Here is a 16,010-nt window from a genome sequence, read left to right as displayed (position 1 = left end):
ATAGCAGCTTTTTTATATGTATGAAAAAGAAAGAGACTGTTTCTCAACCATGTAATCGATTGTGCAGCAGTCTCTTTTCTAATGTTCCTTATCACAAGCTTCTATATTAACCGTTTAAGCCGTTGTATACATCTCATTCACTTGCTTTTGCAACTTTTTATCCTGTACATATTCATCATAAGACATTTCTTTATCAACGATACCGTTTGGAGTTACTTCCATAATGCGATTCGCAATACTGTTGATAAACTCATGGTCATGTGATGTGAATACAATGGAGCCTTTGAATTTAACAAGTCCATTATTTAATGCCTGGATGGATTCAAGGTCAAGGTGGTTGGTCGGCTCATCCATAATAAGTACATTCGCCTTGGAAAGCATCATTTTAGAAAGCATACAGCGAACCTTTTCGCCTCCGGACAGTACATTTGCTTTTTTCTTCGCTTCTTCTCCGGAAAATAGCATTCTGCCTAAGAAACCGCGCAGGAATGTTTCCGTTTCGTCCTCAGGAGAATATTGACGCAGCCAGTCTACCAAGGAGAGGTCTATGCCGTCAAAGAACTCGGAATTATCTTTCGGGAAATAGGATTGAGAAGTCGTAATTCCCCATTTGTAAGAACCTTCATCCGGCTCTAATTCTCCAGAAATAATTTGCAGTAACGTTGTATTGGCAATATCATCCTTGCCGACCAGCGCTACTTTATCATTCGCATTTAGTGTGAAATTAACCTTATCCAGTACTTTCACACCATTAATTGTTTTCGATAAATCCTTCACCTGTAATAAATCATTTCCAATTTCACGCTCTGGGGTAAAGGCGATATATGGATATTTTCTAGATGACGGCTTGATATCATCCAGCGTAATATTATCAAGCATTTTCTTACGGGATGTTGCCTGCTTCGACTTCGAAGCATTCGCACTAAAACGGGCAATAAATTCTTTTAACTCTTTGATTTTCTCTTCTTTTTTCTTATTAGAATCCTGTGCCATACGGGAAGCAAGCTGACTGGACTCATACCAGAAATCATAGTTTCCGACATAAAGCTGGATTTTTCCGTAATCGACATCCGCAATTTGTGTACATACTTTATTTAAAAAGTGACGGTCATGCGATACAACAATAACGGTGTTTTCAAATTGAATCAGAAATTCTTCCAGCCATTGAATTGCCTGAATGTCTAATCCGTTGGTCGGCTCATCCAGAAGCAGAATATCCGGATTGCCGAATAAGGCTTGTGCAAGTAATACTTTTACCTTTTGTTCTTCAGGGATCTCAGCCATTTTTAAATCATGGGCAGATTCTTCTACACCAAGTCCTTTCAGAAGCACGGCAGCATCGGACTCTGCTTCCCATCCGTTCATTTCTGCAAATTCACCTTCCAACTCCGCAGCACGAATGCCATCTTCTTCGCTGAAGTCTGCTTTCATATAAATCGCATCTTTTTCCTGCTTTACATTATATAAACGCTCATGGCCCATCAAGACAGTCTCTAAAACAGGATGCTCTTCGTAAGCATAGTGATCCTGTTTCAAAACAGTCAGACGCTGTCCGGGTGTCAGGGATACATTACCGGATTGCGGCTCGATTTCACCTGAGAGAATTTTCAGGAAAGTAGATTTCCCTGCACCATTTGCTCCAATCACACCATAGCAATTTCCAGGGGTGAATTTTAAATTAACATCTTCAAAAAGCTTCTTATCACCATATCGTAAACTAACATTAGTTACTGTTAACATATTTTATATTGCCTCCAAAAAATCGTTATCAGAATAAGCTTACGTTATTTGAGATAACAATGCAAGATAAGACGGTTAAATAATTGATGTCATATCCTATAAATTAAAGTGAGCAGAGAAATAGACCGGAAGGCTTAGTCAAAAATATGACGCTGGGTTATTACAGGAAGGTAAAATAGCAGGTATCATCAAAGTAAGTTAAGGAAATATGTTATTCATTATTTTCAAAAACCGGGGCGGGCAGCGGAAAGATGTGAATGACAGCAAAAAATGGTACACAAGCGGGATGCCAATTCAGATTATTTTCATATACTAAGAAATAAGAACATGCTGAAGAAATATCGATAGATGAAAGCAAGGGACCAAAAGGAATCTGATGATGCGATGAAAAAGTACAAGGCGTATCGAAAGCATATTAAGAAAAAATCATGCCGATTTAAAAACAGCCAATGAAACTTTTTTAAAATGTAATACGTAAATAAATGGTAGAAGAACGATTTTTATTTATATAGAAGAGAAAAAAATGAACACGACATTTCCTCATTAATGAAGGATGCAGTGATTTGAAAAAGCAATTTTGCTAAAAAACGTTAGGTTTACTAGTTTACCTATTTTTTTGTATCAGCTGTTGTATATTAAAAAGCTTTTGTATATATTAATAAAAAGGGGTATGTCCGAAGAGGGGGAACACGTAGATGAAAAGCAAGACGGTTTATTTGCTGTTTACCGATACAGGAAGCTATCTGTCACGATTGATTCATCTGTATACCCATGAGCCTTTAAACCATGTTTCTATAGCTTTAGATAGAGAATTAACAGAAGTTTATAGCTTTGGGAGAAAACAGCCTAATAACCCATTTATCGGCGGCTTTGTGAAGGAGGATATTTTCTCACCGTATTTAAACCAGTCCAGGTGTGAAATTTACGAGCTTAAAGTCACTGAAAAAGAATATGAATATATTAAAACCTTTATTCAGTATATAGAAATTGATAAAGAGAAATATCGTTATAATTTTATCGGCCTGTTCGGGGTCATGATGAAAATAAAAATTACACGGCAGACAGCCTTTTTTTGCTCACAGTTTGTGGCTACCATTTTACAAAATGTAACGAGCCTTCCGTTAACAAAAGATCCTTATTTTACAACACCAGAGGATATTCGGAGTGCTCCTAATTTAAAGCTTATTTACGAAGGAGTATTATTACATTATAAAGATATAGATTCCTTATCGCTGACAGAACAGCCATCATTATCTTATATTTCTAATTTATAAATGTCGGGATAAAGCATCTAAAAAGCACAGCGTCTCACTGGAGGCGCTGTGCTTTTTAGTTTCTATTCAAACAGGTCCTGCATGGCATCCATGCTGACATCTTGAATGCCGAGTGTTTCATAAGGGACGACAAGTTTCATGGTAATATTATTTGCTTCTAAATCCATATGCTGCACAGCAACATCGAAATTACCCTGCAATTCCATATCGGTAACAGCTACATAAATTTCTTGGCTGTCTGGATCAATGGTTACCCATTCAGGCATTGGCAAAAAGCGGTCCATATATTCCATTATTTTTTTGTTCGGCAGTTCTAACAGTCCAACGGATATCGACTTTTGCTGCAGAACCAGATCTCCATTTGCCTGTTCAATCGGTTCAAAACGGACGGATAGAGGTACAGTGGATGAAAAGACGGGCAGTTCTCCCATCAGATGCACATCATCTTCAAGCATAATACGGTAGTGATGCTCCGTTCCCTCCAGTAATTTTTCAACATAAGCATTGACTAGATTATTTAAATTTTGCTTGGTTGTCTGAATGTAAAACTCAGAACTTTCCTGCTCGTCTATCATGGTATTTGGAGGAAATTCATTATTGGAAACCGGCCAAAAAATAAGTACCAGCAGAATCAGCAGGATAAGGCCGTTAAAGATGAGGAGACCAAAAAAGCCGGCCCTCCATTTATTATTGATTTTTATTTGTCTGTTCTTTATTCTCATTATGTTTTCATCCCAACTTAATTAAAATATTCCAGAATACGTTCAGCCATTAAATAATATCCGTCATAATTAGGGTGGAAATTATCTTCTGCAAATAAGTCTGCAGCATCGTCATCAAATAAATCATCAATTGGAACAAAAGTGCTGTTTTCATTTTGACTGACAATTTCTCTTCCGATATCATTCCAATTCAGAACGATTTGATCCAATTCCGGGATATCCTCAAAGTAATTTTTAAAAGGATTAAATATACCTAATAGATAAATAGAAGCATCCTCATTAAGGGAGCGGATCGTATCAAATATCTCATGTAATCGTTCTTCATAGGATATTTGTTCTTCATTGAAATAGCTGATCTCTAAATCCATGATATTTTCCTTCAGTACTTGCATAATATCATTTGCACCGATGGTAATGATAATCATATCTGCTTCTTCTAAAGCATCAGCTAATGCAGGTTCTTCCTCCAGACGGTGAAGCAGCTGGTCCGTTCGGTTTCCGCGCTTTCCGAAATTTTGAAAATGGACATCGGTATCAAGCACCTGGAGTGTTCTGTCTAATATCCCGACATACCCTCCCTGTTCTGTATCGTCTCCTACACCTTGCGTCAGAGAGTCCCCGAGTGCCACAATATCTACATCTTCCTCTGAAGCAAATTCAAATGTATTTTCTAAATCTTCGTCGACAGCGATTGGAGCATTTTCCTGCTCTTCAACGTCACCCATAACATCCTCGCTCTCTGCGGGTGTTTCTTCCTCATTTTCTGTTTCTTCAGGCGTAATTTGTTCTCTTAATGCTTCTTCTTTTTCCCGCTGTTCCGAGCTTAATTGAAAATAAGGCAGCTGTAAAATTGCAAAAACAGCAATAGCGGCAATCAGAATGGAGCTAGTGAGAATAAACCATTTCTTTTTCGTCATCTTCATCATCACACCTACGTGTTCTTTTCTTCTAGTTTATGTTGGAACAAATAAAATTACCTAAGAATATGAAAGGAAATTATATTTGGTATATGTGTATTTGTAAAATGGATTGGTAAAGTTTCATAGAATATATGCGTCTTCTTATAGTCTTATTTTAATCAAGGATAACCAATACTAAACAGGCTAAATGAAAAACGCCTTCTAATTTTTAAGCTAGAAGACGTAACCACATTATATTATAACATAAAACGAAACATCAATCAGTGGGAGTGTTGTTTTTCTCCATCATAAAACTACCCGCCTTTCTTAACAATAAAACATGGAAATGTTCTATAAAAGAAAGGCGGGTAAGGATGTTATTTTTGTATTTAACGTCCGGAGCTGCGTAATTCAAGAGCAAATTGCACCGGCTGAACGGTTGAAAGAATAAACACTTCAGATGATACTTCAGGAGCGGAAGCTGTGAATAAAATCGTACCCTGATAAGCTGCATTTTCTTCTGGAGTCTGTTTACCTTCCTGCAGCCATATTGCATCAGCTCCTGTTAATATATCTGTTGTCACCTCATCGATATCTGCCGCAGGAATCACCTCATAGCCTAATTTATAGAGAGGAACAATTTCTTCGTCCGCGATGCCGACAGTAATAATCCGCTTTTTGCGGACGCCTTCGCTGCGGTCAAATGGGGATTGAAGTAAATTTTGCACTGCTATTTCCTCGGCTGATTTTTGATTGCCTTGTGATTTTCCTGTTGCTTTATCAATGGCCTGGTCCAAGTCAGCTACAATATCGTCAAATGACTCTAAACCAACGGATAAACGGACCAATTCTTCCGTCGTACCGCTTTTTGCCAAGTCCTCATCCGTCAATTGCTGATGGGTTGTAGAAGCAGGGTGGATAATAAGTGATTTGGCATCCCCCACATTGGCGACATGAGACCAGAGCTGCACATTATCGATTAAGGTGCGGCCTGCTTCTCGTCCGCCTTCAATACCAAATGTAATAACCGACCCAAAACCGCCTTTTAAATATTTTTTAGCAAGCTGATGGGAAGGATGTGATTCCAGCCCCGGGTAGTTGATCCATTCTACAGCAGGGTGATTTTCCAGATAAGCTGCTATTTTTTCCGCATTTTCGCTATGCTTCCTGATGCGTAAGTGTAAAGTTTCCAGGCCTTGCAGTAATAAAAAGGCATTTTGCGGACTTAGCGCAGGTCCGATATCACGTAATAATTGGACGCGCAGCTTGGTTATAAATGCAGCAGGACCTAAATCCGCATATTTTAAGCCATTATAGCTCTCATCCGGCTCGATAAAATCAGGGAATTTATCATTATTCCAATCAAATCTGCCGCTGTCGACAACGACACCGCCGATGGTTGTGCCATGTCCGCCAATCCATTTCGTGGCGGAGTGAACCACAATATCCGCGCCCCAGGTTAACGGCTTGGCAAAATAAGGGGCAAATGTATTATCAATAATTAAAGGAATGCCATGATTATGAGCAATATCAGCCACCGTTTCGACATCAAAAACATATAAACTTGGATTAGTGATGATTTCTCCAAATATTGCTTTTGTTTTATCTGTAATCGCAGCCTCAATAGCCTCCGGGTCTGTTCCATCTACAAATTTTACATTGATTCCATAACGGGGGAGCGTGTTGGCAAATAAGTTATACGTCCCGCCATATAGATTGCTGTCCGCGATAATTTCATCACCGGCACGGGTGATATTTAAAATCGCCATCGTAATAGCTGCCATCCCGGAAGCTAGACCTAAAGCGCCGACTCCGTCTTCTAATTGCGCAATCCGCTGCTCAAATGTATCTACCGTCGGATTCATAATTCGAGTATAAATATTACCTGGCTCTGCTAATCCAAATAAGTTTTGTGCATGCTCTGTATCGCGAAAAACATAAGAGGTTGTTTGATAGATTGGAACAGCACGAGATCCGGTTGCCGGGTCTGGAACCTGCCCCCCGTGTAACAAAATCGTTTCGTCTTGCTGTACTGGATAGTTTGACATTGTATTTCCTCCCTTTTTATTGAGAACACTCTTTTACCTGAAAAAAAGCTCTCTTCTAAAATGAAGAGAGCTCTGATAACTGACTTAGAACCCTCTCTTATCTTTCAGATGATATATCTGTAGGATGGAGCACCTGAATGTTCAAGTTGCCGGGCTTCACAGGGCCTATTCCCTCCGCCGCTCTTCATAAGAGATTCTGCTAAATATTTTGAAATTACTTGCGAGTATATAGTTTTAAAGGATAAAAGTCAAGTGTTTTACTAGGGATTAATAGATAAAATAAAGTGAACCTTCCTTCAGGAGGATTTCTTTCATCCTCACTGAAGAAACTATCACAAGAGTATGACCTAAAGGCCCTTGAACGAACCAGGCCCTTACTGGCTGAAAACTATGCCTTTCTTCTTTTTCTCCGCGGTGCGTCCCGATAAATACTGGCCATATAGATAATAAGTGCAGCCCAAATCAAAGCAAAAGTAATCATATGATGTACCGTAAAGGTTTCATTATATAGAAATACCCCCAGAAAGAACATAATTGTTGGTGCTACATATTGCAAAAAACCAACCATTGCCAATGGAATCCGTTTGGCACCTGCAGCAAACAGCAGTAAAGGTATTGCTGTAACACCGCCCGCGCCTATGAGTAAAAGATTGTCCGCTGCAAACAAAGGAGAAAAAGTAAAAGATCCTTCTGACGGAACAAATAGTAAATACAATAGAGCGATTGGAGCCACCACAAGTGTTTCAATAGTAAGTCCATACATTGCATGCAGATGGAGTGTTTTTTTAATCAATCCATAAAAGCCAAAGGTGATGGCCAATAACAGCGAAATCCAAGGAAATACGCCATAGCTGAGCGTTAAATAAACCACTCCGATGCCGGCAAGAAGAAACGATAAGACTTGACCTTTCGTTGTCTTCTCTTTCAGTACAAAGACCGCTAATAAAATACTGATTAAAGGATTGATATAATAGCCTAAGCTGGCCTGCAGGACATGCCCATGCTGTACCGAAAAAATAAATAGAAACCAGTTGATAGATATAACGATAGAAGCTGTAATGATAGCGATGGTTTTCTTCTTATCTTTTTTCAGCTCGTGGACCGTTTCAATCAGCTCACGCCAATTACCTGTCACCAGTACTAAAAAAATCATGAAAATTAAGCTCCAGACAATCCGGTGGGCTAGTACTTCACCAGCTGGAACATGTTCAAGAAACTTCCAATAGATTGGAAATATTCCCCATAATAAATAAGCAGCAAAGGTAATAACCGCTCCCTGTTGTAAAGATTTATCCTCCATTATCCATTCCTGCCTTCTAAAAAAAATTAAACTAAAACCAATATTAAAACTTTATGAGGAAGGAAGCAATAACTTTTAAATAATGTATTCCGTAAAACGAAGCTTCATGGAGATGGAGCTTTGTTTTCTTTGTATGAAATATTAGATATTTTTTTGAGCCGGAAACATTTCCAACAGCACAGGAATACTTTATCATGAAGAGAGAGACTTATCTGAATTATTACCTTTATCAGGATCGGGGAGAATATAAATGAGCAAAAAGTTTAAACATATGGAAACAGCAATGATTCATGAAGGGTACGATTCCAAAGAGCTGCTTGGCAGTTTAACACCGCCCATTTTTCAAACATCTACATTTACCTTTGACACAGCGGAGCAGGGGGCGGCCCGTTTTGCTGGAGAGGAAGAAGGACATGTCTATACGCGTGTCAGCAACCCGACCGTGCAAATACTGGAACAAAAGCTGGCCGCATTGGAAAAGGCGGAAAAAGGACTGGCATTTGCCTCGGGGATGGCTGCCATATCTGCCGTTTTGATTGCACTCACCAAAGCAAATGACCATATTATCTGCTCGTCCGGGCTATACGGCTGTACCTTTGGACTGTTATCGATGATGGATAAAAAATATAATATCCAGACAGATTATATAGCTATGACGGATGTGGAGAGTATAGAGGGAAAAATCAGGCCAGAAACAAAGGTTTTTTATATTGAAACGCCGATTAACCCGACAATGGAAGTAATTGATTTGAAATTAGTGATTGATATTGCTAAGCGGCATAATATTTTAGTTGTGGTGGATAATACATTTTCTACACCATACCTGCAGCGTCCGTTAGAATTGGGGGCCGATGTGGTAGTGCATAGCGCGACGAAATATTTAAGCGGTCATGGTGATGTGATTGCGGGCATCGCCGCAGGAAATAACGAATTAATGGAGCAAATCGCAGCAACAACGCAAAAGGATATTGGCGGTGTTCTTTCCCCGTTTGATGCCTGGTTGGTTGTTCGCGGAATGAAGACATTGCCGCTCCGAATGGATAAACATTCGGATAATGCCCTGCAAATTACAGAAAAACTAAAGCAGCATCCAAAGATTAAGCATGTATTTTATCCGGGTGATCCGGATGCGGAAGGTTATTCAATTATGAAAAAACAAATGAAATCTGGCGGAGGCACCTTATCTTTTGAGATAGATGGCGGAAAGAAAGAAGCGCAGGCTTTTCTGAATAAACTTCAATTTATAAACATCGCTGTCAGTCTTGGAGATACAGAAACATTGATTCAGCATCCAGCGACGATGACACATGCTGTGATTCCTGATGAACAACGCCGGAAAATGGGAATAACAGACGCTCTGATCCGATTATCTGTCGGGATAGAGGCATGGCAGGATATTTGGGAGGACTTGGAGCAGGCGCTGACATAATTAAAATAGGGGATTCAGTTATTTGCCGGAAAAAGAACGTTTTAAATAGAAGAAATAACAGACACACTTGCTATGGATAAAACGAAACTTCATGAACCCTTTCACGCTGAATGAAGTTTCGTTTTGTGCTATGATAAGAGCAGAATTCCCTTTTTTATTGGAAAAGAAGTGATGGGAGCAGGATATATGGGCGTTTACTCAATCATAATTGGATTAATTTTTGTTATAAATATTGCGTTAGCTATATCCATTATTTTTCTGGAAAGGAAGGATCCTACCTCTTCCTGGGCGTGGGTAATGGTATTGCTGTTCATCCCTATTTTAGGATTTATTCTTTATTTAATTTTTGGACGGCCCATCAGCAATCGCCGGATATTCAAATGGGATCAGCGGAGCCGGATGGATGTGAAGAAGGCTGTACAAAAACAAATCAATGCCATTGAGGATGACGCTTTCCTGTTAAATCATGATGATTTAAAGAAACACCAGGATTTAGTCTATCTTCATCTCCGTAATGACAATGCTGTTTATACAGATAATAATGGCGTAGATATTTTTACAGACGGCCATGAAAAATTTGAGGCTCTTTTAGAAGATATCAATCGGGCAAAGCATCATATTCATGTGCAATATTATATTATGCGGAGTGACGGGCTCGGGAGCAGGCTTGCGAATGCATTAATAAGAAAAGCAAAAGAAGGTGTATGCGTCCGGCTTTTGTATGATGATATGGGCTCCAGGTCACTTAAGAAAAGCTACATAAAAAAATTAAAAGAAGCGGGTGTTCTGGTAGAAGCATTTTTTCCATCGAAATTTATTATTAATTTTAAAATCAATTACCGGAATCATCGCAAGCTAACGATTATTGATGGAGAAATCGGATACATTGGCGGTTTTAATGTTGGAGATGAATACTTGGGAATGAAAAGCAAATTTGGTTATTGGCGTGATACTCATTTGCGGGTGATAGGTGATGCAGTGCAAAGTATGCAGACACGCTTTGTATTGGATTGGAATCAGGCTTCGAAGCAGAAAATTCCTTACGAAGAAGAGCATTTTCAAACCATCTCTGGAGGGAATATAGGGATGCAGATTGTCTCCAGCGGGCCCGATTCGGAGTATGAGCAAATCAAAAACGGATATATTAAGATGATCATGGAAGCAGAAGAGTATATCTATATTCAGACACCTTATTTTATACCAGATGAAAGCTTGCGTGATGCCCTCCGTATTGCCGTGTTATCCGGAGTGGATGTCAAAATTATGATTCCCAATAAACCGGACCACCCCTTTGTTTATTGGGCAACCATGTATTATTGCGGGGATCTGCTTGGCGCTGGTGCAGAGATTTTTATTTACCAGAATGGATTTCTGCATGCCAAAACCATTATTGTCGATGGAAGAATAGCTTCTGTCGGTACGGCAAATATTGATGTAAGAAGCTTCAGGCTCAATTTTGAGGTCAATGCATTTTTATATGATATTGAAGTTGTGCGTCGGCTGATGGTCGATTTCGACAAAGATTTGGCGCACTCTACACAAATGACGAAAAAGTTATATGACAAACGTTCTATCGGAATTCGTTTTAAGGAATCCGTCTCGCGTTTAATATCACCAGTTTTATAAGACAAACTACACAGCAGGAGGCAATATAGATGAAAGCAAAACCTTGTTCCGCATCATTAGCTTTAAAAACAACACATATCCTTCCGCCGGATACGAATCAATATGATACGTTATTTGGCGGAAAATTAATGGCACACCTTGATGATATCGGTGCGATTGCAGCAGTGAAGCATGCAAATAGTCCGGTTGTTACAGCTTCTACGGATTCTGTAGATTTCTTAGCGCCTGTAAAAATTGGGCAATATATTTCGATTGAAGCATTTGTGACCTGGACACATCACACGTCCATGGAGGTATTTATCCGGGCAATCACCGAAGACATCCGGACGGGGGAAAGGACAGCATGTACAACAGCGTTTATGACATTTGTAGCGATTGATGAAGCAGGCAAACCGATTAAAGTGCCCTCCGTTTATCCGGAAACAGACGATGAAAAGATGCTTCATGAAAGTGCTCCATTGCGTGCCAACCGCCGTGCTGAGCGGAGAAAGCAATCTAAGCAGCTTGCAGAAACCTTTGGAACCGTCTATGGAACAGAAAAATAAGATAGATCGTAAAAAGCCGGTTAACATCACAACATCTGATGTTAACCGGCTTTTTATATATTGTATTACACTTTTTCCCGATAAGAATACCAGTCAGCAATTGAATAACTATCCGCTGTTCGCAGCTCTTTAATGACAAAATGGCGTCCTGCGCCTTTATTTAAAATAGCCATGTCCAGCGTTGCAAGGGACTGCTTTCGGTGAAGCAGATGCTGTTTCTGCTGCAAGGCCTGGATCCTTCGATGCGGAATAATCGCAGTATCCTTGCTGATTGTTCGTGTCTGAATCGTTATCTGCTGTTCATCAATCGCATAGCCGATGGATTTGAATACAGCAAACCCCATTATCCCGAGGACCAGCATAATAATTGCAGGTATCCAGATATAGGATACGAAGAAAATACCTGTAATGATAACAGCTAATAACGGAAGATTGATGGACCGCCATAGATAATAAGGTAAGGCTTTTTTCGGCGGATGAATCAGATTCTCCGTACGATAGCTATACTCTGGTAAAAATTCACTTAGAAAAGCTGCAAATTCTTTCTTGCGGAGCAGCGGGAAAATAATCGTATTTACTTCCTGACTGCTATTTATCTCTCCGCTTGCAATTTCAACATAAGGTCTGGCAAAGCCAAATAGTTGATGAATAGGGGATTCCTTCATCCCCACTGCCTGTATTCTTTTTAATGGAATGGTTGTTTGTTTTTTCTCTAATAACCCTCTGGTAATAAATAGTTCTTTTTCATAACGGGTAATGGTAAAATTCCAATCTTTAATCACCGTATATAGAATACTTAATAACCATAGAAAGATGAGAACGATAATCGCTAAAATAATGATAATTTGCATGCCGAGAGACAGAAGCCAGCGTGTCGCATCATCGTAAAATTGGTCTGGAATCAAAGTTTCAACCTGAGAAAAGGCAACCCCGAAGAGCCCGATTAAAATTCCGAAGCTTGCTGAGGTGGAGCCGGTAATCAACAGGGCTTGAATTGTTATTGTCCGTTTAGGGAGGTGAGCTTCATCCTGCTGTTCGTTATCTGATACCTCGGTTTCCAGCTCCCCGGTTTCCGGTACGTGTTTCTTGTATTTTAATTCATCATGCAGCATGCGCCCGTCCTCCATACGGACCGCAGACAGCGCGGCATCTGTAGAGGAGTCATTCCCTGCAGTTTCAATGGCTACTTTGGTTAACCCGAAGATGCGGTGAATAACATTCTGTGATAAATCAATAGACTGAATCCGATGCTTGGAAATCGTGCGTTTTTTACGAATGAGAATTCCGCGTTCGATACGTAACTGCTCTTCCTCTAATTGATAGGTGAAACGAAGCCATGATAAAAAGCTGAATAAAATAATTAATCCGATGATTACAAGCAAACCGATTATCAGATAAAAGGTATTACTGTTTCTGATAATGACAATAGCAATAGGTAAAAGCCCAATGATAGATTGTTTCAATGATTGAATAATATTAAATATTACTGCAGCGGGGTGCAGTCGTTTCGGATTAGACATCATCTTGCTCCACCCTTGCTAATTCAGAAATTTGATCGCGTAAATCATATGCTTCCTCTTCTAATAAAGCAGGTATCTGATGTGTTGTCGCTGCCGTTGATATTTCCAGGGTGGCCAGCTTATATTTTTTCAAGACGGGCCCTTGCTGTGTATCGACATGCTGGACACGAATCATTGGTACAATTGTCCGCGTTACAATAAGAATCCCATGTTGTATGTAAATCTCCTGATCGTAGACCTGATAACGCCATCTGCGCCATCTTAATTTTGGAATAATCAAAGCAGTGATGATCCATTCCGCCACGGTAAGACCGGCAATGATGAAAACAATCCAGAGCGGCAGAAAATCGAAAATAATATACACAACAATTGCTCCAATGGTTATCAGTAAAAAGATGAGTGCGTATATATGTGCTGTAAGCTGCCATGCTTTGATAGCATCTGTAGCAATTTTTACATTAGGCTGTTCCCGCATGCATTTCCACTCCTTGTTTTTTGACTGCTTCTATCATACAACAGATGGGGAGGTTTAGAAAAAATTTAAGAATAGCTTAAGAAAATCCAAATATATCAGTGAACCGTCATCTATCCATAGAGATTACTTTAGGAAGTATAGGACAGAGATTCATCATACATTTGGATTTTTTAAAAGAAAAAGAATGTTTATATAAATAGCCGCTCCAACGGGTTTCATGGAGGGAGTAATCTTCAATGTTGTCAGGTTAATGCGACCGCTGCGGAAAAACACTACGCTAGATAGGTTTTATTACTATCTGTATAAAATTCATTAACCTGTTAACATTGAGACCTGCGATTACTCGCCCCATCAAACCCGTCGCTAGAATTTGCGTTATTTCTTTGAAAGAAAGCAAATGAAGCATATTTCTTCAAAGATGGGAGCGGAGGGAAGTCGACTCCTGCGGGAAAAGCAACAGGTGAAGACCCCGCAGGAAGTGGTTTTCTTCCGAGGAGGCTGATCCGTTGCCCGCGGAAAGCGACTTCCCGGAGCGGACATCTCTTTGGCAAGAACACTAGTGATTTAAAGACAAAGCGGTGTTCTTGTTTTTTCTTATAAAATAAAAGATTTCTAGATATAAGAGAAAGGTTTACTTCACTTCGTTATCTGCTGTATCATCTGTTGAGACATAATCTTCCGCCCAGCGCTGAATATCTTTAATAACAGGCTCCAGTGCTTTTCCTTTTTCTGATAAGGTGTATTCAATACGAACTGGAAATTCCGAATAGATATTACGCTCGACAATCCCTTCTTTTTCCAATAATTTCAAACGATCCGATAGTAAACGGCCGCTGATTGGGAGATCTGCTTCCATCTCTGAAAAACGTTTTGCCCCTTTTAATAGTTCAAATAAAATAAGACCGACCCAGCGTGTGCTTAATAAAATCATTGCTTTTTCAAAACGTGGACATAATTGATTCATTTTTCCACCCCCATAAAACCATCTTGTATCTAAAATGCGTGATATATACATTAGTTACGAAAAGTAATCTAATGATAGGGTATCATAAATAAGAGAGGTAGTAAATGAAAGCTGAAAGGAGAGGATAACGAATTCCATGTTTTCTTTAGGAATATGAAGAAGGATATGAAATAATAGGGTATGATAAGAATGAAAAATAAATTTGTAAATATGGAGGGATGCATAAATGGTTCAGGCACAGGTACAAGAAAAATATGCAGAATTAACATTGAAAAAAGGGGTTAATTTACAAATAGGACAAGCCGTTATGATCAATGCCCCGATTGAAGGAGCAGAATTTACACGAATTGTGGCCCGTAAAGCATATGAAATGGGAGCAAAGGATGTCCATATTAACTGGGTGGATGATGAGCTTACCTTGTTAAAATATGAGAATGCACCGGATGAAGTAATTACGGATTATCCGGATTGGAAAGTGAAACTGCATGATACATTTGCAGAAGATGGCGCTGCCGTTGTAAATATTCGCTCCACCAATCCGGATTTATTAAAGGATATTGACCCATCCCGTGTGGCCAAAGCAACTAAAGCTGCCGCTGAAGCAATGGTGAATTTCCGTAAATATACGATGAATGACCGGATCCCATGGACGATTATTTCTATCCCTTCAACGGATTGGGCGAAGAAAATCTTCCCTGATAAATCAGCAGAGGATGCGGTTGCCAGCCTTTGGGAGGCTATTTTAAAAATTGTCCGTGTTGATCAGGAGGATCCTGTTGCAGCATGGGATAAGCATAACGAAACATTAAGAACCGCCAGAGAAGTGTTAAATAAGAAAAGCTATCAAAAATTAATTTTTAAAGCGCCTGGTACAGACTTAGAAATGGAGCTGCCGGAGGGACATATTTGGAAAGGCGGATCGGCCGTAGCAGAGACGGGAGTTACCTTTAACCCGAATATGCCGACAGAAGAGGTTTTCTCCGTACCGCATAAATATGGGGTTAATGGAACCGTGTCCAGCACAAAACCATTAAACTATGGCGGAAGCTTAATTGATAACTTCTCCTTAACCTTTAAGGATGGAAAAGTAGTTGATTTTCAAGCAGAGCAGGGAGAAGAAGTCTTGAAGCATTTACTGGATTCGGATGAAGGAGCCCGCCGTTTGGGAGAAATTGCGCTGGTCCCGGACGAATCTCCAATATCTCAATCCGGACTTATTTTCTACAATACGTTATTTGATGAAAATGCATCCTGCCATATTGCGTTAGGGAAAGCTTACCCAACGAATCTCGAAGGCGGAGCTGCAATGGACTTAGAAGAGTTAGACAAGCATGGCGTGAACGACAGCCTGGTCCATGTCGATTTTATGATTGGATCAGATAAAATGGACATTGACGGAATTACTGCAGATGGCAAATCGGAGCCGGTTTTCCGTAACGGGACTTGGGCGCTGGACATTAAGTAATTA

The 16,010-nt window shown here is 39.8% G+C and carries 13 protein-coding genes and 1 riboswitch; of the genes, 5 read left to right on the top strand and 8 right to left on the bottom strand.

The annotated features are described in order from the left end of the window. Positions 1 to 114 precede the first annotated feature (114 nt). On the bottom strand, positions 115 to 1,740 hold the full coding sequence (locus MKY65_RS21345) for an ATP-binding cassette domain-containing protein (RefSeq protein WP_339180526.1): 1,626 nt from the start codon (positions 1,738 to 1,740) through the stop codon (positions 115 to 117). 695 nt (positions 1,741 to 2,435) lie between these two features. Between MKY65_RS21345 and MKY65_RS21340 the strand changes: the two genes are divergently transcribed. Beyond that, a complete protein-coding gene (locus MKY65_RS21340; protein ID WP_339180523.1) occupies positions 2,436 to 3,014 on the top strand; it encodes a hypothetical protein in 579 nt (192 codons plus the stop codon). Positions 3,015 to 3,076: 62 nt separating this feature from the next. Here the strand turns inward: MKY65_RS21340 and MKY65_RS21335 are convergent, their stop codons facing one another. From MKY65_RS21335 to rarD, 4 genes are all read right to left on the bottom strand, one after another. Beyond that, positions 3,077 to 3,736 carry a YpmS family protein gene (locus MKY65_RS21335; RefSeq protein ID WP_339180519.1) on the bottom strand — a complete coding sequence of 220 codons (660 nt, stop codon included), beginning with the start codon at positions 3,734 to 3,736 and terminating at the stop codon, positions 3,077 to 3,079. Positions 3,737 to 3,753: 17 nt separating this feature from the next. Beyond that, positions 3,754 to 4,653, bottom strand: a complete 900-nt coding sequence (locus MKY65_RS21330; RefSeq protein ID WP_339180516.1) for an SGNH/GDSL hydrolase family protein — start codon at positions 4,651 to 4,653, stop codon at positions 3,754 to 3,756. A 371-nt stretch (positions 4,654 to 5,024) separates the two neighbouring features. Further along, complete coding sequence (locus MKY65_RS21325) at positions 5,025 to 6,683, bottom strand: O-acetylhomoserine aminocarboxypropyltransferase/cysteine synthase family protein (RefSeq protein ID WP_339180513.1); 1,659 nt, start codon at positions 6,681 to 6,683, stop codon at positions 5,025 to 5,027. Between the two features lie 94 nt (positions 6,684 to 6,777). Next, a riboswitch (SAM riboswitch) is annotated at positions 6,778 to 6,876 on the bottom strand. A gap of 195 nt (positions 6,877 to 7,071) precedes the next feature. Beyond that, positions 7,072 to 7,983, bottom strand: coding sequence for an EamA family transporter RarD (gene rarD / locus MKY65_RS21320; protein ID WP_339180511.1), 912 nt, complete (start codon positions 7,981 to 7,983; stop codon positions 7,072 to 7,074). Positions 7,984 to 8,233: 250 nt separating this feature from the next. Between rarD and megL the strand changes: the two genes are divergently transcribed. The 3 genes from megL (at position 8,234) to MKY65_RS21305 (ending at position 11,583) form a co-directional block, all read left to right on the top strand. Continuing rightward, on the top strand, positions 8,234 to 9,412 hold the full coding sequence (megL, locus tag MKY65_RS21315) for a methionine gamma-lyase (protein ID WP_339180509.1): 1,179 nt from the start codon (positions 8,234 to 8,236) through the stop codon (positions 9,410 to 9,412). A 186-nt stretch (positions 9,413 to 9,598) separates the two neighbouring features. Beyond that, a complete protein-coding gene (gene cls / locus MKY65_RS21310; RefSeq protein WP_042529325.1) occupies positions 9,599 to 11,038 on the top strand; it encodes a cardiolipin synthase in 1,440 nt (479 codons plus the stop codon). 29 nt (positions 11,039 to 11,067) lie between these two features. Next, complete coding sequence (locus MKY65_RS21305; RefSeq protein ID WP_339180507.1) at positions 11,068 to 11,583, top strand: acyl-CoA thioesterase; 516 nt, start codon at positions 11,068 to 11,070, stop codon at positions 11,581 to 11,583. Positions 11,584 to 11,648: 65 nt separating this feature from the next. Here MKY65_RS21305 and MKY65_RS21300 read toward each other — a convergent pair whose 3' ends face one another. The 3 genes from MKY65_RS21300 to MKY65_RS21290 all read right to left on the bottom strand — a co-directional run bounded on the left by MKY65_RS21300 (position 11,649) and on the right by MKY65_RS21290 (position 14,542). Beyond that, a complete protein-coding gene (locus tag MKY65_RS21300) occupies positions 11,649 to 13,106 on the bottom strand; it encodes a PH domain-containing protein (RefSeq protein WP_339180504.1) in 1,458 nt (485 codons plus the stop codon). Further along, positions 13,096 to 13,578: a PH domain-containing protein gene (locus MKY65_RS21295; RefSeq protein WP_042529332.1), complete on the bottom strand. Its 483-nt coding sequence runs from the start codon at positions 13,576 to 13,578 to the stop codon at positions 13,096 to 13,098. The genes MKY65_RS21300 and MKY65_RS21295 overlap by 11 nt, the downstream gene beginning before the upstream one ends. Positions 13,579 to 14,209: 631 nt before the next feature. Next, positions 14,210 to 14,542, bottom strand: coding sequence for a winged helix-turn-helix transcriptional regulator (locus tag MKY65_RS21290; protein WP_339180501.1), 333 nt, complete (start codon positions 14,540 to 14,542; stop codon positions 14,210 to 14,212). Between the two features lie 226 nt (positions 14,543 to 14,768). On the opposite strand from MKY65_RS21290, the gene MKY65_RS21285 reads away from it, so the two are divergent. Then, on the top strand, positions 14,769 to 16,007 hold the full coding sequence (locus tag MKY65_RS21285) for an aminopeptidase (RefSeq protein ID WP_339180498.1): 1,239 nt from the start codon (positions 14,769 to 14,771) through the stop codon (positions 16,005 to 16,007). Positions 16,008 to 16,010: the final 3 nt, after the last annotated feature.

This window comes from Oceanobacillus sp. FSL W7-1293 (genome assembly GCF_037969815.1).
GTDB classification, from domain to species: domain Bacteria; phylum Bacillota; class Bacilli; order Bacillales; family Amphibacillaceae; genus Oceanobacillus; species Oceanobacillus oncorhynchi.
The sequence above is the reverse complement of the archived record's forward strand: the minus strand, read 5'-3'. Positions and strand labels throughout refer to the sequence as shown.